We start from the raw sequence: 20,535 nt of genomic DNA, 5'->3' as shown, positions 1-20,535 counted from the left end.
GTGGCTCAGCTCGCAGCAGGCGGTTTGGCCACCGAACACAGGCGGATCGAGTCGGCCAGGATCTCAATGGCTTTGGGCCGCGGGAAGCTGGCGCGCCAGGCGATCGCCACGGTGCGGAACGGCACCGGCGGCGTGAGCGGGCGCACGGCGATCACGCCCGGGGCGTAGTGATGGCTGTCCACCGCCGACAGCGGCAGGATCGAAATGCCCAGGCCGGAGGCGACCATGTGGCGAATGGTTTCCAGGGAGCTGGATTCCACGGTGGTGTGTTTGGCGCCGTCGTGGCCCTTGGTCAGGGTCGGGCAGGCTTCCAGCACCTGGTCGCGGAAGCAATGGCCTTCACCGAGCAGCAGCAGGCTCTTGTCGTTGAGCAGGCCGGCGTCGATGCTGTCTTTCTGCGTCCACGGGTGCGAGGCCGGCATCAGCACGTAGAACGGCTCGTCGTAGAGCGGCAGGGTCAGCACGTCGGCCTCGTTGAACGGCAGGGCGATGATGATCGCGTCCAACTCGCCGTTGCGCAGTTTGTCGCGCAGCACGTGGGTGAAGTTTTCTTCGATATACAGCGGCATCTGCGGCGCGACGCGGTGCAGTTGCGGAATCAGGTGCGGGAACAGGTACGGGCCGACGGTGTAGATGGCGCCGACTTTCAGCGGCGCGGTCAGCTGGTTTTTGCCGGCCTGGGCCAGTTCGCGAATGCTTTGGGCTTGCTCCAGGACCTTTTGGGCCTGGGCAACGATGCCTTCACCAACCGGGGTCAGGCGCACGGCGCTTTTGCTGCGCTCGAAAATCAGCACACCGAGTTCGTCTTCAAGCTTTTTCACGCCCACCGACAGCGTCGGCTGGCTGACGTGGCAACGCTCGGCCGCGTGGCCGAAGTGTTGTTCTTGGGCGAGGGTCACGATGTAGCGTAATTCTGTAAGAGTCATAGCGGGCGTCCATGAGGTTGCGAGCCAAGCATACCGGCTGCAATCGATAGACACACGTTATCAGAACTTTGATAAGGATTGAGCGGGGAATGTGCGAGATTTTGCTGAAGCGATAAAACCCGATGTGGGAAGGGGCTTGCTCCCGATGGCGATGGGTCAGTCGAGAACGTGTCGACTGATGTACCGTCATCGGGAGCAAGCCCCCTCTCACATAGCCCTGCGCGTGCCTTTAGCGGCGACGCTTCTCGATGTTGTAAACGAACGGCGCGACGATCTCGATGCTGCCGCTTTTCACCATGTCGGCCGGTGGCTTGGGCAATGGCTGGGCGCGACGGATCATGTCCAGGGTGGCGCGGTCCAGGTCGGCGTTGCCGGAGCGGCCCACCAACTCGTAGGACAGCACATTGCCTTCGGCATCGACCACGAAGCGCAAGCGATTCATGCCTTCCTTGCCACTGTTCTGCGCGCTTTGCGGGTACTTTTTGTACTTCTGCAAGTGCGCCAGCAGGGCGCCTTCCCAGGAGGCTTTGGCGGCGACCTGTTGCGGCGACGGGCCCGGTGCGGGCTGGGCCGATTTTTCCGCCGGTGTATTGGTCGGCGGCGTGTCGCTTGGTGGCGTCTCGGAAGGTTTCTCCTTGGGCGGCTCGGGCTTTTTCTCCTCCGGCTTGGGCGGCTGGGGTTTCGGCTTGGGCTTGACCGGCTTGGGCACCTGGATCGTCGGCTTGGGCGCCTCGGCCAGTTTCGGCAGCGGCAGCTCTTCCACTGGGGCGGGCGGCTGCGGCGGCGTGACCACCTTGGGCGGTGCCGGCGGCGGCGGTGCGGGCATCGGCGCCAGGTCGATGACCATGGCCGCCGGTGGCAGCTGGACCGTGCGCGGCGCCGACCAGTGGAGCGCGATGGCAATCGCGATGGCATGCACGCCCAGCACGACGGCGAGGCTGGTGCCATAACGCGTCAGTTTGTGGCGCGTCGTGATCATTTTTTGGCTGCCGTCTCAAGTCCGACCAGGCCGACCTTGAGGTAGCCGGCTGCCCGCAGGGCATCCATCACGCTCATCAGGTCGCCGTAGTCCACGCCTTTGTCGGCCTGGAAGAAGATAGTCGTGTCTTTCTTGCCTTGGGTCTTGGCGTCGAGCGCCGGCCCCAGGGTTTCGGCTTTGACTTCTTCTTCGCCCAGGAACAGACGCTGGTCCGCCTTGACGCTGAGGAAAATCGGTTTCTCCGGCCGCGGCGCGGGTTTGGCGCTGGAGGCGGGCAGGTCGACCTTGATATCCACGGTGGCCAAGGGGGCCGCCACCATGAAGATGATCAGCAGCACCAGCATCACGTCGATAAACGGCGTGACGTTGATTTCGTGGTTCTCGACGAGTTCGTCGTCGCCTTGATTCAAATGCAGGCCCATGGCCGATTACCCCACTTTCACCATGTGCGGTTGCGAGCTGCGCTCGGAAGGCAGGTGATCGAGGTCGCGGCTGACCAGCAGCAGGACTTCTGCCGACGCGTCCGATACCTGGGCCTTGTAGCCGGCAATCGAACGGGCGAAGACGTTGTAGATCACCACCGCGGGAATCGCGGCAACCAGGCCCAGGGCGGTTGCCAGCAAGGCTTCGGCGATGCCGGGAGCGACGACGGCAAGGTTGGTGGTCTGGGTTTTGGCGATGCCGATGAAGCTGTTCATGATGCCCCACACGGTGCCGAACAGACCGACGAACGGCGCGGTGGAACCGATGGTCGCCAGCACGCCGGTGCCGTTGCTCATGTTACGACCGCAGGCTGCTACCAGGCGCTCGAGACGGAACGCCACGCGCTCCTTGATGCCTTCTTTTTCGCGGGTATTGGCCGACAGGCGCATTTCTTCCAGCGCGTCGTGTACCAGCGTATTGGCCAGGGTGCCCTTCTTGGTCGCCGTTTCGCTGGCTTCCTTGAGGGTGGTGGCCTTTTTCAGGTGGACGATCTCGCTGCGCAGGCGGCGCTTGGCGCCCAGCAGTTCGAAGCCTTTGGCGATCCAGATGGTCCAAGTGATGATCGAGGCGATGGCCAGGCCGATCATCACGGCTTTCACCACCACGTCAGCGTTTTGGTACATGCCCCATGGCGACAGGTCGTGGGCCATGCCAAGGGTGTTGTTTTCTTCCAGCACTACGCCGGGCTCGTCGGCGGTGGCCGGCGCTGCAGCCTGGGCTGGGTCTGTGGCGGCCGGCACCGCAGGGGCGGCGGTGGCATTTTGTTCAGCGGCAGCAGGAGCCGCCGGCGCGGTGGCATCAGCGAATGCGGCGGTCGGTGCCAGCAGTACGCTGAACAGCAGCGCCGCAATCGCACGCCAGGCGCGGGATGGACTGTGAAGTTTGGTTGGCGAAGCGGGGTGTGTATTACGTGTCATGCTGGCCGGACCTGAGAGAAAAAAATGAGTGATCGTCCTTCCAGACCCTGCGAGGTCGAGGACAAATGGGTCGTTATTATTGCAAGTAATTCTTGTTAACAGAAGTAATACAGTAACTTTATTTGTCCTTTTTCTGGCCGCTGGTCTCCTGCGGCGGCTAATCTAGACCTTTCAGTACGGAGTTTTGTGATGTCTGCGCCTTCTGTTGTGATTGCCGGTTGTGGCGATGTGGGGAGTCGGCTGGCCAGCCAATTACTCGCCTCGGAATGGGAGGTTCATGGCCTGCGGCGTGATATTTCGCGCCTGCCCGATGGCGTGATCGGCATTGCCGGTGACCTGTTCAATAAGGATTGCCCTGACACCTGGCCGATCGGCGGGGTGGATTACCTGGTGTATTGCGCGGCGGCGACGGATCACGACGAAGCCGGTTATCGCGCCGCTTACGTGCAAGGGTTGCAGCATGTGTTGGAGTGGTTGAAGGATTACGGCCAGGAGCCCAAGCATCTGCTGTTTGTGTCCAGCAGCAGTGTGTATGGGCAGCAGCAGGGCGAATGGGTCGACGAAACGTCCGAGACCCAGGCAAAGGGCTATTCCGGGCAGGTGATGCTGGAAGCCGAGCAAATCGCGCTGAACAGCGGCATTGCGGCGAGCATCGTGCGCTTGACCGGGATTTACGGGCCGGGCCGCGAGTGGCTGCTGACGCAGGTGCGCCAGGGTTATCGCGTGGCGATCGATCCGCCTTTATATGGCAACCGGATCCACGTCGATGATGCGGCTGGCCTGCTGGCGTTTTTGTTGCGGCATGTGGAGCAGGGCGGTTCGCTGGATCGGATCTATATCGGTGTCGATGACGCACCGGCGCCGTTGGCCGAGGTGGTGGCCTGGTTGCGTGAGTACCTGGGTGTGACGCAATGGTCCGATGACGCCAGTGTGCGCCGCGCCGGGAGCAAGCAATGCAGCAACGCCCGGGCCAAGGCGTTGGGCTGGGTGCCGACGTATCCGAGTTATCGCGAAGGCTACGCGGCCATCCTGAAGGGCTGAGCCGCGGTTAGAAAAGGTGGGAGGGGGTTTGCTTTGTCAGCCACGGTTGTAGTGGCTGATGCACCGCGATCGGGAGCAAGTCGAATCGTCGCAGCGCCCCTCCCACATTCAGGTCTGTGGGATGACGGTTATTGTTTTTCAAGCAGCCACTGGCGTGGCCCCGGTGTAAACGAGGGCACTTCGTCGGCCTGCGAGGTATTGATCGCCTGGAAGATTTCCAGCTGCTTGCCCTTGCGTGCAAAGATCCACGCATTGCCCACGCCGTTGCGCTGCAACCACATGCTGTCGTAGCCGCCGCTCATGGAGGCGCAATCACCCGCCAGGCATAACGAATATCGATCGGCACCCGGCAGGCCGGCCACTTGGCCGTTGGCCTGGAACTGCACGGTGGCGCCTTCGCCATTGCCGTTGGCGATTTTCCAGTCGCCGCCCATATAAGCGGCGTACAGCGCGCGCTCGAAGTTGGCGCCCAATGGCGCGCCTTCCGGTGCAGGTTCCTTGGCGCGGGCAAACAGCTGTTCGGGCTCGTTGTCGTTGGCCACTTGCAGCAGTTGCCGACCTTTGCGCTTGAGATCGGTGGCGGCGCTGCCGTAGAAGTCGACGCTCCAGGCACCGGGCTTCTCACCGAGCAACTTGCCTTCCGCTACTTCAAAACCGTTGTAGTAGCGGGCCTGCAGGGCCTTGGTGTTGACGTCCCACTCGAGGTTCGGGCCAAAGCTCTGCAGTGCTTCACGCAAAGGGCCGCCCTTGGCTGCCGCGTCGATGGCAACCTGGTTGATCCAGGTGCCGCTCACATCCAGGTCGGCGGGGTTGCTGGCACAGCCGCCGAGCAACAGGGCGAGCAACGAAGAGGCTACAAGCGCTTTGCGCATCATGAAATCCTTTTAAAACGAAGTCGGCGCAGCCTATGGAGGCTGCGCCGGGTGTTTTACTCGATGACCAGAATCGCGTCCATCTCAACCTGTGCGCCCTTTGGCAGGGCAGCAACGCCGATAGCGGCGCGGGCTGGGTAAGGCTGTTCGAAGTACTTGCCCATGATCTCGTTGACCTTGGCGAAGTGGCTCAGGTCGGTGAGGAAGATGTTCAGCTTGACGATGTCCTTGAACGAACCACCGGCAGCTTCGGCGACCGACTTGAGGTTTTCGAAGACCTGTACGGTTTGTGCTTCGAAGCCTTCAACCAGTTCCATGGTCTTTGGGTCCAGTGGGATCTGGCCGGACATGTAGACGGTGTTGCCCGCCTTGATCGCCTGGGAGTAGGTGCCGATGGCGGCTGGGGCTTTGTCGCTGGTGATAACAGTCTTGGTCATGAATGACTCCTTGTAAGAGGTGGGCTATGCACGCATGCGGGTGATGCGGATCACACCGGTCAAGGCGCGCAGTTTCTTGATCACGCGGGCCAGGTGTACGCGGTCGTGTACGCTGACCACCAGTTGGACCACGCTGATGCGACCATCGCGCTCGTCCATGCTGATTTTCTCGATATTGCCGTCGGCCGCGTTGACGCTGCTGGCCAGCAGGGCGATCAGGCCGCGCTGGTGCTCCAGCTCGACCCGCAGCTCGACGTTGAATTCGCCGGTGACATCCTTGGCCCACGAGAGCTGGATGCATTTTTCCGGGTTGTGGCGGATTTCGCTGATATTGCGGCAGTTGTCCAGGTGGACCACCATGCCTTTGCCCGCCGACAGGTGCCCGACAATCGGGTCGCCCGGGATCGGCGTGCAGCACTTGGCGTAGCTGAGCACCAGGCCCTCGGTGCCGCGAATCGCCAGCGGACCTTCCGGGCTTGGCAATTGCTCGCCTTCGCCGAGCAGGCGACGGGCGACCACATAGGCCATGCGGTTGCCCAGGCCGATGTCTTCCAGCAGGTCTTCGATGGTTTCCTGGCGATACTCGCTGAGCATCGCTTGCACGCGCTCGCCGGGGATTTTCTCGAGGGCGCTGTCGAAGCCGTTGAGCACCTTGTTCAGCAAACGTTCGCCCAGGCTGATGGACTCGGAGCGGCGTTGCAGTTTCAGGGCGTGGCGAATATGGGTGCGCGCCTTGCCGGTGACCACGAAGTTGAGCCACGCCGGGTTCGGCCGGGCGCCCGGTGCGCTGACGATTTCCACGGTGGAGCCGCTTTGCAGCGGTTCCGACAGCGGGGCCAGGCGCCGGTTGATGCGGCAAGCGATGCAGCTGTTGCCGACATCGGTGTGTACGGCGTAGGCAAAGTCGACGGCCGTGGAGCCTTTGGGCAACTCCATGATCCGGCCCTTGGGCGTGAACACGTAGACCTCGTCCGGGAACAGGTCGATCTTCACGCTCTCGATGAATTCCAGGGAGTTGCCCGCACGTTGCTGCATTTCCAGCACGCCTTTGACCCACTGGCGCGCGCGGGCGTGGGTGCCTTTGGGCTGCTCGTCGCCGCTGGATTTGTACAGCCAATGGGCGGCGATGCCGTTGTTGGCCATCTCTTCCATTTCCCGGGTGCGGATCTGGATCTCGATCGGCACCCCATGCATACCGAACAGCGTGGTATGCAGCGACTGATAGCCGTTGGCCTTGGGAATGGCGATGTAGTCCTTGAAGCGGCCCGGCAGGGGTTTGTACAAATTATGTACAGCGCCCAATACGCGGTAGCAGGTGTCGACCTTGTCGACGATGATCCGGAACGCATACACGTCCATGATCTCGTTGAAGGCCCGGCGCTTGCCGCGCATCTTCTTGTAGATGCCGTAGATGTGCTTCTGCCGCCCGCTGACCTCGCCCTCGATCTCGTCGATCGCCAGGCAATGGCTCAGCGACTCTTCGATCTTGTTGACGATTTCCTTGCGGTTGCCCCGGGCGCGCTTGACTGCCTGGTAGATGCGCGCCGAACGCATCGGGTGCATGGCCTTGAAGCCGAGGTCTTCGAATTCGATACGAATGGCGTGCATGCCCAGCCGGTTGGCGATGGGCGCGTAGATTTCCAGGGTTTCCTTGGCGATGCGCCGGCGTTTTTCGCCGGACAGCACTTCCAGTGTCCGCATGTTGTGCAGCCGGTCGGCCAGCTTGACCAGGATCACACGGATATCCCGGGCCATGGCCATCGCCATCTTCTGGAAGTTTTCCGCCTGGGCTTCGGCCTTGGTCTCGAAGTTCATCTGGGTCAGTTTGCTGACCCCATCGACCAGTTCGGCCACGGTTTCGCCAAATTGCGCGCTGAGCGCTTCCTTGGCGATGCCGGTGTCTTCGATCACGTCATGCAGCATCGCGGCCATCAGGCTCTGATGGTCCATGTGCATGTCGGCGAGAATATTGGCCACCGCAAGAGGATGGGTGACATACGCCTCGCCGCTGCGGCGGCGTTGGCCGTCGTGGGCTTGTTCGGCGTAGAAATACGCTCGGCGGACCAGGTTGACCTGGTCTGGGCCGAGGTAGGTCGATAAGCGATCGGCGAGGGCGTCTATGCTCGGCAAAGGATGGACTCCTGCCGCGTGCGTTGACACCGCGCCGTGCTACGTCGACCAGGCATAGGCTTAGACGGCCTCGTTGGACTCGTCCTCGAACGCTGCAAACAGCGGTTCGTCTTCAACGATCTCGGCGTTGGCGATGAACTCGTAGCTCATCAGGCCTTCAGCGATTTCGCGCAGAGCGACAACGGTAGGCTTGTCGTTTTCCCACTGGACCAGGGGCTCTTTGCCGCCAGTGGCCAGTTGACGGGCACGCTTGGTAGAGAGCATGACCAGCTCAAAGCGGTTATCCACGTGTTCTAGGCAGTCTTCAACGGTTACGCGGGCCATGGTATTCCTCGGAGCGAATGCAAGATGCGCGCTGCCCGGTTGGGCGAGCGGACTAAACAGTTTAAAAAATCACCAGCGTTTAGGGAAGCGCTGATTTTTCCCAGGCTCTCGCAAAACCGCTGCAAGTGCCAATGTAAGGCCCTCGCAGCGGTTTTGGGAAGAGCTGATCAACCGAGCAGTTCGGCCAATAACTTGCCGAAACGCTGTTGTTGGCGTTTTTGCTGGAGCTGATTGGCGCGGAAAATCGCCTTCAAATCGTCCAGGGCGTGGGCAAAATCGTCATTGATGATCAGGTAATCGTAGTCGACGTAGTGGCTCATTTCGCTGACGGCTTCACGCATGCGGCCTTCGATGATCGCGTCGCTGTCCTGGCCGCGGTTGGTCAGGCGCTGGTGCAAGGCTTCCAGGGACGGCGGCAGGATGAAGATCGACCGCGCCTTGGGCATCAGCTGGCGCACTTGCTCGGCGCCCTGCCAGTCGATTTCCAGGATCAGGTCGTGGCCTTCGTCCAGGGTCTGTTGCAGGTGGCTTTGCGAGGTGCCGTAGAGGTTGCCGAACACTTCGGCGCGCTCAAGGAAGGCGCCGTGCTCGATCATCTTGACGAACTCGGTGCGCTCGACGAAGTGATAGTGAACGCCGTTCACCTCGCCCGGGCGCATGGCGCGGGTGGTGTGGGACACCGAGATGCGGATCTGTTCGTCAGCGTCGGTCAGGGCCTTGACCAGGCTGCTCTTGCCCGCGCCCGAGGGGGCGGAAATGATGTAAAGGGTGCCGGTGCTGTGGGTCATGGAAGTTGCCTTACTCAATATTCTGTACTTGTTCGCGCATTTGCTCGATCAACACTTTGAGGTTGACCGCCGCCGTGGTGCTGCGCGGATCGAACGCCTTGGAGCCCAGTGTATTGGCTTCGCGGTTGAGTTCCTGCATCAGGAAATCCAGGCGCCGACCGGCGGCGCCGCCGGACTTGAGCACGCGGCGTACTTCAAGGATGTGGGTGCTCAGGCGATCGAGCTCTTCGGCGACGTCGCTCTTCTGCGCCAACAGGACCATTTCCTGCTCCAGGCGTACCGGATCGAGGTCGGCCTTCATGTCGGCGAAGCGGTCGAGGACCTTCTGGCGCTGGGTCGCGAGCATCTGCGGCACCAGCTCGCGCAAGGTGACCACGTCGGCTTCGATCGCGCTCAGGCGCTCGCTGATCAGGCGGGCCAGCTCGGCGCCTTCGCGCTCGCGGCCGGCCTTGAGTTCCTTTAAACCCTGGGTGAACAAGGCGAGGGCTTCGGCGTTGAGGGCTTGCGGGTCGCTGGCGTCGGCCACCAGCACGCCGGGCCAGGCCAGCACCTCCAGCGGGTTCAGCGCGGCCGGCTGCTTGATCAGGCCGGCGATGGTTTCGGCGGCGGCGACCAGTTGCGCGGCGCGCTCGCGGTCGACCTGCAGCGGTTTGCCGGTGGTTTCCTCGGTAAAGCGCAGGGTGCATTCCAGCTTGCCGCGGGAAATGCCCTGGCGCAGCGCTTCACGTACCGCGCCTTCGAGGTCGCGGAACGATTCCGGCAGGCGCAGGTGCGGCTCCAGGTAGCGGCTGTTGACCGAGCGCAGTTCCCAGCTCAGGGTGCCTTGCGCGCCGGCTTTTTCGACGCGGGCGAAGGCGGTCATGCTGTGCACCATGGAGGTACCTCGCGTTGCAGTCCCGCGATGGCGGGCTGATGGGTAAATTGAAGCCGACAGGCTGCGAAGGCGCAGGAGTGTAGCGCAGTGGGACGATTGGCCCCAAACCCTGGCACTGACAAAGCACCGCCAGTCGACGATTCGTAACCGAATTTTTTAGACGTGCCCCGAATCGGCTCGCGGCTCTATAATGCTCGGCAGTTTTTCGTCCTCCGTACAGGTATCCCCTATGAAACGTCCAAGTGGTCGCGCTGCCGATCAGCTCCGCTCGATCCGCATCACCCGCAACTACACCAAACACGCCGAGGGATCTGTACTGGTCGAGTTTGGCGATACCAAGGTGATCTGCACCGTCAGCGTCGAAAACGGCGTGCCGCGTTTCCTCAAGGGCCAGGGCCAGGGTTGGTTGACCGCCGAATACGGCATGCTGCCGCGCGCCACTGGCGAGCGTAACCAGCGTGAAGCCAGCCGTGGCAAGCAAGGCGGCCGCACCCTGGAAATCCAGCGCCTGATCGGCCGTTCGCTGCGTGCTGCCCTGGACATGTCCAAGCTGGGCGACGTGACCCTGTACGTCGACTGCGACGTGATCCAGGCCGACGGCGGCACGCGCACTGCCTCCATCACCGGTGCCATGGTTGCGCTGGTCGACGCGTTGAAAGTGATCAAGAAGCGTGGCGGCCTGAAAGCCGGCGACCCGCTCAAGCAGATGATCGCCGCTGTGTCGGTGGGTATGTACCAGGGCGAGCCAGTGCTGGACCTGGATTACCTGGAAGACTCGGCCGCCGAGACCGACCTGAACGTGGTGATGACCAGCACCGGTGGTTTCATCGAAGTGCAGGGCACCGCCGAAGGTGCGCCATTCCAGCCGTCTGAGCTGAATGCCATGCTGGCGCTGGCGCAGAAAGGCATGACCGAGATTTTCGAGCTGCAGAACGCCGCGCTGGCCGACTGAACCGGCTTCAAGGAGAAACGCCATGAGTGACAGTCAATTGCCGGTTCCGGCACCGTCCAAGGAAGTCCGCCAATGGGCGATGTTGTGTCACTTCGCGGCGTTTCTGGGCCTGGTGTTCCCTTTCGGCAGCCTGTTGGGGCCGCTGATCCTGTGGCAGATCAAGAAGGACATGGACCCGCTGATCGATGATCAGGGCAAGGAAGCCCTGAATTTTCAGATCACCGTGGCCATTGCCTGGCTGGTCTGCATGGTGCTGGGGTTCGTGGTGATCGGCTTCCTGTTGATGTTGATCCTGGTGGTCGCGGCGCTGGTGCTGACGATCATTGGCGGGATCAAGGCCAACAACGGCACGGCCTACCGCTACCCATGGACCTGGCGGCTGATCAAGTAACCAGGCGCGCACAAAAAAACCGACAGCGATGTCGGTTTTTTTTGTGCCTGGGCAAAGACCTCAGATGGTCAGTGTCCAGTCGTAGTCCACGATCAGCGGCGCGTGCTGCGAGAAGCGCGGCTGGCGTGGCAGGCGTGCGCTGCGCACAAAGCGACGCAGGCCCGGGGTCAGCAGCTGGTAGTCGAAACGCCAGCCCAGGTTGAGCATCTCAGCCTGTTCGTTGTCTGGCCACCAGCTGTACTGGTCGCCTTCGCGGCTGACTTCGCGCAGGGCATCGACATAGCCCATGTTGCCGACAATCTCGTCCATCCAGGCCCGTTCCGGCGCCAGGAAGCCCGGGGATTGCTGGCTGTCGCGCCAGTTCTTGATATCCAGCTTCTGTTGCGCCACGTACAGCGAGCCACAATAAATGTACTCGCGACGTTTGCGTCGCTGTTTATCCAGATAACGGGCGAAGTCGTCCATTAGCTTGAACTTCTGGTTCAAGTCTTCATCGCCGTTCTGCCCCGAAGGAAGCAGCAAGGTCGCGATGCTGACCTTGTCGAAATCGGCTTGCAGGTAGCGCCCGTAGCGGTCGGCTGTCTCGAAGCCGAGGCCGCTGATGACCGCCTTGGGTTGCAACCGCGAGTACAAAGCCACGCCACCTTGGGTGGGCACTTCGGCATCGCAGGCATAAAGGAAGTAGCCATCCAGTTGGAAGGCTGGATCGTCCAGTTCAAAGGCGGAGGCGCGGGTGTCCTGCAGGCAGATGACGTCGGCATTCTGGGCTTGCAGCCAACTGAGCAAACCACGCTCGACTGCAGCCTGAATACCATTAACGTTCACACTGATGATCCGCATAAATGGCCCCAAAAATCGCGTGCGTGTATGATACACGCCGTCTACCTAATTAGCTAAATCCGTGGTATCTGAGGCTTTTTTCATGCAGGCGTATCAACGCGATTTCATTCGTTTTGCCATCGATCGCGGGGTTTTGCGCTTCGGTGAGTTCACCCTCAAGTCCGGGCGCACCAGCCCGTATTTCTTCAATGCCGGCTTGTTCAACTCGGGTTCGGCCCTGGCTCAGCTGGGGCGTTTCTACGCGGCTGCCATCGTTGAAAGCGGTATTTCCTTCGACGTTCTGTTCGGTCCGGCCTACAAGGGCATCCCCCTGGCCGCCGCGACGGCCGTGGCGTTGGCCGAACACCATGGGCGCGATCTGCCGTGGTGCTTCAACCGCAAGGAAGCCAAGGCCCATGGCGAAGGCGGCAGCCTGGTGGGCGCACCGCTCACCGGCAACGTGCTGATCATCGACGACGTGATCACCGCCGGCACCGCCATCCGTGAAGTGATGCAGATCATCGCCTCCCAGGAGGGTGCCAAGGCCGCAGGCGTGCTGATCGCCTTGAACCGTCAGGAGCGTGGCAATGGTGAGTTGTCGGCGATCCAGGAAGTGGAACGCGATTTCGGCATCCCGGTGGTGAGTATCGTGTCGTTGAACCAGGTGTTGCAGTTCCTGGAAGATGATCCGCAGCTCAAGCAGCACTTGCCGGCAGTACGGGCGTACCGCGAGCAGTTCGGCGTCCAGTAAACGCCGCACAACAAAAAGCCCCACTCCCTGTAGGAGCGAGCTTGCTCGCGAAGAACGCCAACGATGACGCGTTTATTCTGGATGAACGCGGCGCCTTTACGTTTTTCGCGAGCAAGCTCGCTCCTACAGGGAGTGGGGCTTTTTGTGTTTAAGGACGCTTGCGGTTGCTGATCAGCGTACCCACACCGGTGTCGGTGAAGATTTCCAGCAGAATCGCATTTGGCACGCGGCCGTCAAGGATCAGCGAGCTGCCGACGCCGCCCTGTACCGCTTCCAGCGCACAACGGATCTTCGGCAGCATGCCGCCGTAGATGGTGCCGTCGGCGATCAGCTCGTCCACTTGTTGGGTGGTCAGGCCGGTCAGCACCTTGCCTTGCTTGTCCATCAGGCCGGCGATGTTGGTCAGCAGCATCAGCTTTTCAGCCTTCAGCGCTTCAGCCACTTTGCCGGCAACCAGGTCGGCGTTGATGTTGTAGGACTCGCCGTTGGCGCCCACGCCGATCGGCGCGATGACCGGGATGAAATCACCTTTGACCAGCAGGTTCAGCAAGTCGGTGTTGATACCGATCACTTCGCCCACCTGGCCGATGTCGATGATTTCCGGCTGGGTCATTTCCGGCGTCTGACGGGTTACGGTCAGTTTTTTCGCGCGGATCAGCTCCGCGTCCTTGCCGGTCAGGCCAATCGCGCTGCCGCCGTGGCGGTTGATCAGGTTGACGATGTCTTTGTTCACCTGGCCGCCGAGGACCATCTCCACCACGTCCATGGTCTGCGCGTCAGTGACTCGCATGCCATCGATGAAGTGGCTTTCGATCGACAGGCGCTTGAGCAGGTCGCCGATCTGCGGGCCGCCGCCGTGGACCACCACCGGGTTGATCCCCACGGCTTTCATCAACACGATATCGCGGGCAAAGCCGGTTTTCAGCTCGTCGCTTTCCATGGCATTGCCGCCGTATTTGATCACCAGCGTCTTGCCGACGTAGCGTCGAATGTAGGGCAACGCTTCGGACAGGACCTTGGCGGTGTTGGCAGCGGCTTCGCGTTCGAGGGTCATTCAGGGCTCCGGTGCAAAAAAATCAGAACGGTAATTGGAGATCAGGGGCAACACGTTTCAACTGGACGTGGAACACGTCCTTGATGCGCTGCAACTCAGCCTCGGTATCCGCCTCGAAACGCAGCACCAGCACCGGTGTGGTGTTGGACGCGCGAACCAGGCCCCAGCCTTTGGCGTAATCGACTCGCACACCATCAATGGAGGTCAGGTTGGCGCCTTCGCCCCATTGCGCATCGTGCAATGCGTCAATGATGCTGAATTTGCTCTCTTCGGTCACATGGATATTGATCTCTGGCGTAGAAATATCATTCGGGAAGGTCTGAAACAGCTCCTGCGCCGTGGATTTTTCCTTGCTGAGGATCTCCAGCAGACGAGCGGCGCTGTAAATGCCGTCGTCAAACCCGAACCAACGCTCCTTGAAGAACACGTGGCCGCTCATTTCGCCGGCCAGCAGCGCGCCGGTTTCCTTCATTTTCTTTTTGATCAACGAGTGACCGGTCTTCCACATCAGCGGGCGACCGCCATATTCCTTGATCAGCGGCGTCAGGCGACGGGTGCATTTTACGTCGAAGATGATTTCGGCATTCGGGTTGCGCGCCACCACATCACGGGCGAACAGCATCAGCAGGCGGTCGGCGAACACGTTTTCGCCGGTGTTGGTCACCACGCCCACGCGGTCACCGTCGCCGTCAAAGGCCAGGCCGACGTCGGCCCCGGTTTCCTTGACCTTGGCGATCAGGTCCACCAGGTTTTCAGGCTTGCCCGGGTCTGGATGGTGGTTGGGGAAGTTGCCGTCGACGTCGCAGAACAACGGCACCACTTCGCAGTTCAGGGCTTCGAGCAGTTGCGGGGCGATCACGCCGGCCGCGCCGTTGCCGCAGTCCACCACCACTTTCAGGCGGCGCGCGAGTTTGACGTCGCCGGTGATTTCGTCGGAGTAGCGCTGAAGAATGTCGACCTTGGTGATGCTGCCTTTGCCGCTGGTCAGGTCGTTGGTTTTCAGGCGTGTGTGCAGGGCCTGGATCTGTTCGTTGGCCAGGGTGTCGCCGGCGATGACGATCTTGAAGCCGTTGTAGTCCGACGGGTTGTGGCTGCCGGTGAGCATCACCCCGGATTTGCCGGCCAGCACGTTGGCGGCGTAGTACAGCGCCGGGGTCGGCACCAGGCCGACGTCGCTGACATGGCAACCGCTGTCGGCCAGGCCCTGGATCAATTGCTCCACCAGCTCGGGACCGGACAGGCGACCGTCACGGCCGACCGAAACGTTCGGTTCGTCCTGGGCCAGGCTTTGGGCGCCGATGGCGCGGCCAATCCAGTAGGCAGTTTCGGCGGTCAGGGTCTTGGGCACAACGCCACGGATGTCATAGGCGCGGAAGATGCTGTCGGGGAAGGTCGGGGCTACTCGGGCGGCGGTACTCATCGCGGGGGGAAACTCCATCTGAAAGAGACAAGGCTGGCCTTAATGTGGCTGACCGGCAGGCTTAAACTGAAGGGTATGACGGCGTTTTCGGTGCAGAGTTCGTGGTGCAAAAAGGCCATCGGAGCATCCGCTCCGCGCTTATGTTTGCGTAATGCATTGATTTTACTTGGAAAATGTCGCTCGTCAGGTCCGCGCATTCTTCATCCTGAAAGGCCATGCGGTGGCATCTAACCGGGTCAGACGGTAGCGTCCGCCCCGGTTTGGTGTGGTCAGTGACTGCCGGAATGCCCAAAACCGCCTGCGCCACGTTGGGTTGCGTCGAATTCCTGTACCAGTTCGAAGTGCGCCTGCACCACCGGCACCAGCACCAGCTGCGCGATGCGCTCGCCGACGACGATGTTGAAGGCGGTCTGGCCGCGGTTCCAGCACGACACCATCAGCTCGCCCTGGTAGTCCGAGTCGATCAGGCCGACCAGGTTGCCCAGCACGATGCCGTGCTTATGGCCGAGGCCCGAGCGCGGCAGAATCAGCGCCGCCAGGCCCGGGTCGCCGACATAGATCGACAGGCCGGTCGGAATCAGCAGGGTCTGGCCCGGCTCGAGGACGGTGTCTTCCTTGAGCATGGCGCGCAGGTCCAGGCCGGCGGAGCCCGGTGTGGCATAGGCCGGCAGGGGGAAGTCGGTGCCGATGCGGGGGTCGAGGATCTTGGCTTGCAAAGCGTGCATGTAAATTAAACCTGGTTCAGCCGTTGGGCGATAAAAGAGATCAGTTGGCGGGCAATCTTGCCCTTGCTGGTCTGGGCGAAAAGGGTGGCGTGCAGGTCGCGATCGATCACGCTGCAGGCGTTTTCCTCACTGTTGAAGCCGATGCTTGGGTTGGCGACATCATTGGCAACGATCAGGTCGAGGTTTTTGTCTTTCAATTTACGTGCGGCGTAGTCCAGCAGGTGCTCGGTCTCGGCGGCGAAACCGACGCTGAACGGACGGTCCGGGCGGCTGGCGATGGTGGCCAGGATGTCCGGGTTACGCACCATTTGCAGGAGCAGGCCGTCGCCGCTGGTAGGGTCTTTCTTGAGCTTTTGCGGGGCGACGACTTCCGGGCGGTAATCCGCAACCGCTGCCGAGGCGATAAACAGGTCGCAGGGAATGGCCGCCTCACAGGCCGCCAACATGTCCCGGGCGCTGACCACGTCGATCCGGGTGACACGATCGGGCGTTGGCAAATGCACCGGGCCGGTGATGAGGGTCACGCGCGCGCCTGCCTCGACCGCCGCTTCAGCCAGGGCAAAGCCCATTTTTCCTGAGCTATGGTTGGTGATGTAGCGCACCGGGTCGATGTTTTCCTGGGTCGGGCCGGCGGTGATCAACACGTGCTTGCCAGTCAGGGCCAGGTGCTGGAAGCACTCGGCGGCGCACAGTGCCAGGTCGGTGGCTTCGAGCATGCGGCCCATGCCGACGTCGCCGCAGGCCTGGCTGCCGGAGGCCGGGCCGAACACCTTGAGGCCACGGCTTTGCAGGAGCTGCGTATTGGCTTGGGTGGCCGGGTCGCGCCACATGGCCTGGTTCATGGCCGGGGCGATGGCGACAGTGGCGTCGGTGGCCAGGACCAGCGTTGTCAGCAAGTCATCGGCGATGCCTTGCGCCAGGCGGGCGATCAGGTCGGCGGTGGCCGGGGCGATCAGCACCAGGTCGGCCCATTTGGCCAGTTCGATATGGCCCATGGCGGCTTCGGCGGCCGGATCCAGCAGGTCCAGGTGAACCGGGTGGCCGGACAAGGCCTGCATGGTCAGCGGGGTGATGAACTCGCTGCCGCCGCGGGTCATGACCACGCGCACTTCGGCGCCCTGGTCGAGAAGCCTGCGAACCAGCTCTGCGCTCTTGTAGGCGGCAATGCCGCCGCCGACGCCGAGAACGATGCGTTTCCGATACAGACGCTGCATTGGTTTGCCTTTCCAGTTCAGTGAAGCCAGTTCAGTGACGCCTGCGATGCCCCCTCCCCAGGTGAAATCGCATGCAAAAAAGAGGGCCTACGATAACACAGCGTCCGCCAGGCAACAGCGGCGCACATGCACAGGGAGGCGGGATGAGTATTCGTGATTGGCCGGTGGCCGAGCGGCCGCGGGAGAAGCTTTTGGAATGGGGGGCCGCAACGCTGTCCGACGCCGAACTGTTGGCTATCTTCCTGCGCACCGGTGTGGCCGGGCGGAGCGCGGTGGACCTGGCGCGGCATCTGTTGGCGCAGTTCGGTGGCTTGCGCCCGCTGCTGGAGGCCAGCCAGGTGCTGTTCAGCCAGCAGTTGGGGCTGGGGCCGGCGAAGTTTGCCCAACTGCAGGCGGTACTGGAAATGTCCCGGCGCCACTTGGCCGAACAATTGCGCAGTGACTCGGTGCTGGAAAGCCCGGTCGCTGTGCGTGACTACCTCAAGGCGCTGTTGCGCCATGAGCCTCACGAGATTTTCGGCTGCCTGTTTCTCGATTCAAAGCATCGGGTGCTGGGGTTCGAGGCGTTGTTCCAGGGCACCATCGACGCCACCGTGGTTTACCCGCGGCAAGTGGTCAAGCGCGCCCTGGCGTATAACGCGGCGGCGTTGATCCTGTGCCACAACCATCCCTCGGGGAGCGTGGAGCCGAGTGCGGCTGATCGGAAATTGACCAAAATCCTGCAAAAAGCCTTGGAGGTGGTGGATGTGCGGGTGCTGGATCACATCATCGTGGGCGATGGTGATCCATTGTCGATGGCGGAATACGGGTGGATGTAGGAGGGGCAGCAGTTGCAAGGTTGCAGCTGCAAGCCTCAAGGGGGCTTGCAGCTTGCAGCTCAGGGCTTGACGCTGACTTTCGAAAAGTCCTGCCGCCCAAACGGGCTCACCTGGTACCCCTCGACATTCTTGCGGGTCAGGGCGAACGCCATCGGGTGCGCCAGCGGCAGCCACAGGGCCTGCTGTTGGATCTGCGCCTGGGCCTGTTGATACAGCTTGCTGCGCACCCCTTGCTCGCTGGTGGTCTTGCCGGCGCTGATGAGCTTGTCCAGGGCCGGGTCGCAATAGCGGGCGAAGTTGGTGCCGGATTTCACTGCCGCGCAGGAGAACTGCGGAGTCAGGAAGTTATCCGGGTCGCCGTTGTCGCCGGCCCAACCCATGAACAGCAGGTCGTGTTCGCCGGCCTTGGCGCGGCGGATCAGCTCGCCCCATTCGATGACGCGGATCTCGGCCTGGATGCCGATCTCGGCCAGGTCCGCCTGCAGCAGTTGCGCGCCGAGGTTGGGGTTGGGGTTCAGCAGGCTGCCGGTGGGGCGTGTCCAGATCGTGGTCTTGAAGCCGTCCTTGAGCCCGGCGCGCTCCAGCAGCAGCTTGGCCTTGGTGATGTCCTGTGGATAACCCGGCAACTCCTTGGCATAGCTCCAGGTGTTGGGCGGGTAGGGGCCGTTGGCGGCTTCGGCGGTGCCTTCGAACACGGCTTTGAGGTAGCTGTCCTTGTCGAAGGCCAGGTTGATCGCCTGGCGCACTTCGGGCTTGTCCAGCGGCGGGTGCTGGCTGTTGATCGCGACGAATGCAGTCATGAATGCTGCGGTTTTTTCTATTTTGAGTGCGGGATCTTTCTCGGCTTCGCCCACATCCAGGGGTTTGGGCGACAGTGCGATCTGGCATTCGTCGCGGTGCAGTTTCTGCAGGCGCACGTTCGCATCCGGGGTGATGGCGAAGATCAAGTTATCCACAGCCGGTTTGCCGGCGAAATAGTCCGGGTTGGCTTTGTAGCGCACCACGGCATCTTTCTGGAACCGCGTGAAAATGAACGGGCCGGTGCCGATGGGCTGGCTGTTGAGCTTCTCCGGGGTGCCGGCCTTGAGCAGCTTGTCGGCGTACTCGGCCGGGTAGATCGAGGCAAAACCCATGCTCAACGCGGCGAGGAAGGTCGAGTCGGGGTGATCGAGGGTGAAGCGCACGGTCAGCGGGTCAAGGGCGTCGATCTTCTTGATCAGTGCGGGCAATTGCAGCGACTGGGCATGGGGGAAGCCGCTCTGGGCGATCTTGTGCCATGGGTTGGCCGGATCGAGCATGCGCTCGAAGCTGAAGCGGACATCCTCGGCGGTCAGGGTGCGGCTCGGGGTGAAATAGTCGGTGCGGTGGAATTTTACGTTGGGGTGCAACTGGAAGGTGTAGGTCAGGCCGTCCGGCGACACTTCCCAACTGTCCGCCAGGCTTGGCACCAGCTTGCCGCTGGCTGCGTCATAGTTCACCAGGCTGTTCATCAGCACGTCGGCCGAGGCGTTGGTGGTGGTCAGCGAGTTGTACTGCACTACGTCAAACCCTTCGGGACTGGCTTCGGTACACACGCTCAGATTGGTGGCCGCCAAGGCCTGCGGCGCGATAAACAGAGGGGCTAGCAAAAGCGGTAGGGCAGCGAGGCGCATGTTCGGTTTCCTGTGCAGATCGAAGGCCCATCTGCGAGTGCAGTCTGGAAAAGTCCTACCGTAGTGGTCTGATTGATAAATGACTAGTCCATTTTTGCCTGTGCTTTTGGCTCAAATGCTGTTTTGATGGCGCCTCAGCGCGTTTCGCCTTGTACTTTTTGGTACTTGCGGGCGTTGTAAATCATTCTGTGCGACGAGCGGTCGGCTATTGCAGCGGCCCCTCCTGGCAACGGTTCGGCCATCTGTCGCCGAGATTTACGCCGGTAAAAACACACGGGCTGTTGTTGCACTTGGGTCTTTCTGGTATAAAGCAGCGCTCTTTTCTAGGGGCCCGGTTCCTTCGCTTGTAGGTGTAGCCGGTAAGACCCTAAAGAAACGCGGCGCCTGGCGCCAAATGACTGAGAGATTAAGCGGCCAACCCATGCCGGGTTGGGCATGTGGTTTTAGAGGGCTGAGGCATGTCGAGAGTCTGTCAAGTTACCGGTAAGGGTCCGGTGACTGGGAATAACATTTCCCACGCAAATAACAAAACCCGTCGTCGTTTCCTGCCGAACCTGCAGCATCACCGCTTCTGGGTTGAAGAAGAGAAACGTTTTGTGCGTCTGCGCGTATCTGCCAAAGGCATGCGCATTATCGACAAGCGTGGCATCACTGTCGTGCTGGCCGAAATCCGCGCCGCTGGCAAGATCTAAGGAGCTCTATCATGCGTGAATTGATTCGAATGATCTCTAGCGCCGGTACTGGTCACTTCTACACTACCGACAAGAACAAGCGTACTACCCCGGACAAGCTCGAAAAGAAAATGTTCGACCCGCGCGTTCGCAAGCACGTGATCTACAAAGAAGGCAAAATCAAGTAATTGATTTTCTTCCTTGTCTAGTCCTGAAATAGGTTTACACCTATTTCAGTCTCAAAACGCCCGGTGCACCGCATCGGGCGTTTTGTATTTCAGGGAGAAATGCGGTCGC

At 61.5% G+C, this 20,535-nt stretch carries 22 protein-coding genes and 1 pseudogene; 7 read left to right on the top strand and 16 right to left on the bottom strand.

Annotated features, from left to right (window positions below; genetic code table 11):
* Positions 1-5: 5 nt before the first annotated feature.
* The 4 genes from C8K66_RS29785 to exbB form a co-directional block, all read right to left on the bottom strand.
* A complete protein-coding gene (locus C8K66_RS29785; protein ID WP_046381642.1) occupies positions 6-926 on the bottom strand; it encodes a hydrogen peroxide-inducible genes activator in 921 nt (306 codons plus the stop codon).
* 229 nt (positions 927-1,155) lie between these two features.
* Positions 1,156-1,905: an energy transducer TonB gene (locus C8K66_RS29780; RefSeq protein ID WP_017846065.1), complete on the bottom strand. Its 750-nt coding sequence runs from the start codon at positions 1,903-1,905 to the stop codon at positions 1,156-1,158.
* On the bottom strand, positions 1,902-2,327 hold the full coding sequence (gene exbD / locus C8K66_RS29775) for a TonB system transport protein ExbD (protein ID WP_017846064.1): 426 nt from the start codon (positions 2,325-2,327) through the stop codon (positions 1,902-1,904). The genes C8K66_RS29780 and exbD overlap by 4 nt, the downstream gene beginning before the upstream one ends.
* A 6-nt stretch (positions 2,328-2,333) precedes the next feature.
* Positions 2,334-3,305, bottom strand: coding sequence for a tonB-system energizer ExbB (exbB, locus tag C8K66_RS29770; protein WP_046381643.1), 972 nt, complete (start codon positions 3,303-3,305; stop codon positions 2,334-2,336).
* Between the two features lie 189 nt (positions 3,306-3,494).
* Between exbB and C8K66_RS29765 the strand changes: the two genes are divergently transcribed.
* Positions 3,495-4,346 (top strand): SDR family oxidoreductase, encoded by an 852-nt coding sequence (locus C8K66_RS29765; protein WP_046381644.1) that lies wholly within the window; start codon positions 3,495-3,497, stop codon positions 4,344-4,346.
* 128 nt (positions 4,347-4,474) lie between these two features.
* Here C8K66_RS29765 and C8K66_RS29760 read toward each other — a convergent pair whose 3' ends face one another.
* The 6 genes from C8K66_RS29760 to C8K66_RS29735 form a co-directional block, all read right to left on the bottom strand.
* On the bottom strand, positions 4,475-5,218 hold the full coding sequence (locus C8K66_RS29760) for a hypothetical protein (protein WP_017846061.1): 744 nt from the start codon (positions 5,216-5,218) through the stop codon (positions 4,475-4,477).
* A gap of 56 nt (positions 5,219-5,274) precedes the next feature.
* A complete protein-coding gene (locus C8K66_RS29755; protein WP_003176922.1) occupies positions 5,275-5,655 on the bottom strand; it encodes a RidA family protein in 381 nt (126 codons plus the stop codon).
* Positions 5,656-5,679: 24 nt separating this feature from the next.
* Complete coding sequence (spoT, locus tag C8K66_RS29750) at positions 5,680-7,785, bottom strand: bifunctional GTP diphosphokinase/guanosine-3',5'-bis pyrophosphate 3'-pyrophosphohydrolase (RefSeq protein WP_017846060.1); 2,106 nt, start codon at positions 7,783-7,785, stop codon at positions 5,680-5,682.
* A 60-nt stretch (positions 7,786-7,845) separates the two neighbouring features.
* Positions 7,846-8,109 (bottom strand): DNA-directed RNA polymerase subunit omega, encoded by a 264-nt coding sequence (gene rpoZ, locus C8K66_RS29745; RefSeq protein WP_003176920.1) that lies wholly within the window; start codon positions 8,107-8,109, stop codon positions 7,846-7,848.
* A gap of 167 nt (positions 8,110-8,276) precedes the next feature.
* Positions 8,277-8,897: a guanylate kinase gene (gmk, locus tag C8K66_RS29740; RefSeq protein WP_017846059.1), complete on the bottom strand. Its 621-nt coding sequence runs from the start codon at positions 8,895-8,897 to the stop codon at positions 8,277-8,279.
* Positions 8,898-8,907: 10 nt separating this feature from the next.
* The gene (locus C8K66_RS29735) at positions 8,908-9,771 is read right to left on the bottom strand and encodes a YicC/YloC family endoribonuclease (RefSeq protein ID WP_017846058.1); all 864 of its coding nucleotides are present in this window, start codon (positions 9,769-9,771) and stop codon (positions 8,908-8,910) included.
* A 229-nt stretch (positions 9,772-10,000) separates the two neighbouring features.
* On the opposite strand from C8K66_RS29735, the gene rph reads away from it, so the two are divergent.
* Entirely contained in the window at positions 10,001-10,723 is a 723-nt protein-coding gene (gene rph, locus C8K66_RS29730; RefSeq protein ID WP_046381645.1) for a ribonuclease PH, read from the top strand.
* Between the two features lie 22 nt (positions 10,724-10,745).
* Positions 10,746-11,114 (top strand): DUF4870 domain-containing protein, encoded by a 369-nt coding sequence (locus C8K66_RS29725; protein WP_017846057.1) that lies wholly within the window; start codon positions 10,746-10,748, stop codon positions 11,112-11,114.
* 60 nt (positions 11,115-11,174) lie between these two features.
* Here C8K66_RS29725 and C8K66_RS29720 read toward each other — a convergent pair whose 3' ends face one another.
* A complete protein-coding gene (locus tag C8K66_RS29720; protein ID WP_003195493.1) occupies positions 11,175-11,954 on the bottom strand; it encodes an exodeoxyribonuclease III in 780 nt (259 codons plus the stop codon).
* Positions 11,955-12,036: 82 nt separating this feature from the next.
* Between C8K66_RS29720 and pyrE the strand changes: the two genes are divergently transcribed.
* Complete coding sequence (gene pyrE, locus C8K66_RS29715) at positions 12,037-12,684, top strand: orotate phosphoribosyltransferase (protein WP_017846056.1); 648 nt, start codon at positions 12,037-12,039, stop codon at positions 12,682-12,684.
* 148 nt (positions 12,685-12,832) lie between these two features.
* Here the strand turns inward: pyrE and argB are convergent, their stop codons facing one another.
* The 4 genes and pseudogenes from argB to coaBC form a co-directional block, all read right to left on the bottom strand.
* Positions 12,833-13,738, bottom strand: a complete 906-nt coding sequence (gene argB / locus C8K66_RS29710) for an acetylglutamate kinase (protein ID WP_017846055.1) — start codon at positions 13,736-13,738, stop codon at positions 12,833-12,835.
* Positions 13,739-13,760: 22 nt separating this feature from the next.
* Positions 13,761-15,185 (bottom strand): annotated as a pseudogene (locus C8K66_RS29705) (phosphomannomutase/phosphoglucomutase); the annotation flags it as partial.
* Between the two features lie 242 nt (positions 15,186-15,427).
* Entirely contained in the window at positions 15,428-15,883 is a 456-nt protein-coding gene (gene dut, locus C8K66_RS29695; protein WP_017846053.1) for a dUTP diphosphatase, read from the bottom strand.
* 5 nt (positions 15,884-15,888) lie between these two features.
* Positions 15,889-17,097 carry a bifunctional phosphopantothenoylcysteine decarboxylase/phosphopantothenate--cysteine ligase CoaBC gene (gene coaBC / locus C8K66_RS29690; protein ID WP_017846052.1) on the bottom strand — a complete coding sequence of 403 codons (1,209 nt, stop codon included), beginning with the start codon at positions 17,095-17,097 and terminating at the stop codon, positions 15,889-15,891.
* A gap of 143 nt (positions 17,098-17,240) precedes the next feature.
* Here coaBC and radC point away from each other — a divergent pair, with 143 nt between their 5' ends.
* Positions 17,241-17,915, top strand: a complete 675-nt coding sequence (gene radC, locus C8K66_RS29685; protein WP_017846051.1) for a DNA repair protein RadC — start codon at positions 17,241-17,243, stop codon at positions 17,913-17,915.
* A gap of 59 nt (positions 17,916-17,974) precedes the next feature.
* On the opposite strand, the gene C8K66_RS29680 is transcribed toward radC, so the two are convergent.
* Positions 17,975-19,567, bottom strand: a complete 1,593-nt coding sequence (locus C8K66_RS29680; protein ID WP_108526672.1) for an ABC transporter substrate-binding protein — start codon at positions 19,565-19,567, stop codon at positions 17,975-17,977.
* Positions 19,568-20,025: 458 nt separating this feature from the next.
* On the opposite strand from C8K66_RS29680, the gene rpmB reads away from it, so the two are divergent.
* Entirely contained in the window at positions 20,026-20,259 is a 234-nt protein-coding gene (gene rpmB / locus C8K66_RS29675; RefSeq protein WP_003176907.1) for a 50S ribosomal protein L28, read from the top strand.
* An 11-nt stretch (positions 20,260-20,270) separates the two neighbouring features.
* The gene (gene rpmG, locus C8K66_RS29670; protein WP_003176906.1) at positions 20,271-20,426 is read left to right on the top strand and encodes a 50S ribosomal protein L33; all 156 of its coding nucleotides are present in this window, start codon (positions 20,271-20,273) and stop codon (positions 20,424-20,426) included.
* The last annotated feature ends 109 nt before the right edge of the window (positions 20,427-20,535 follow it).

The sequence above is a fragment of the Pseudomonas sp. GV105 genome (assembly GCF_003058185.1).
In the GTDB taxonomy this organism is placed as follows: Bacteria; Pseudomonadota; Gammaproteobacteria; order Pseudomonadales; family Pseudomonadaceae; genus Aquipseudomonas; species Aquipseudomonas veronii.
The sequence above is the reverse complement of the archived record's forward strand: the minus strand, read 5'-3'. Positions and strand labels throughout refer to the sequence as shown.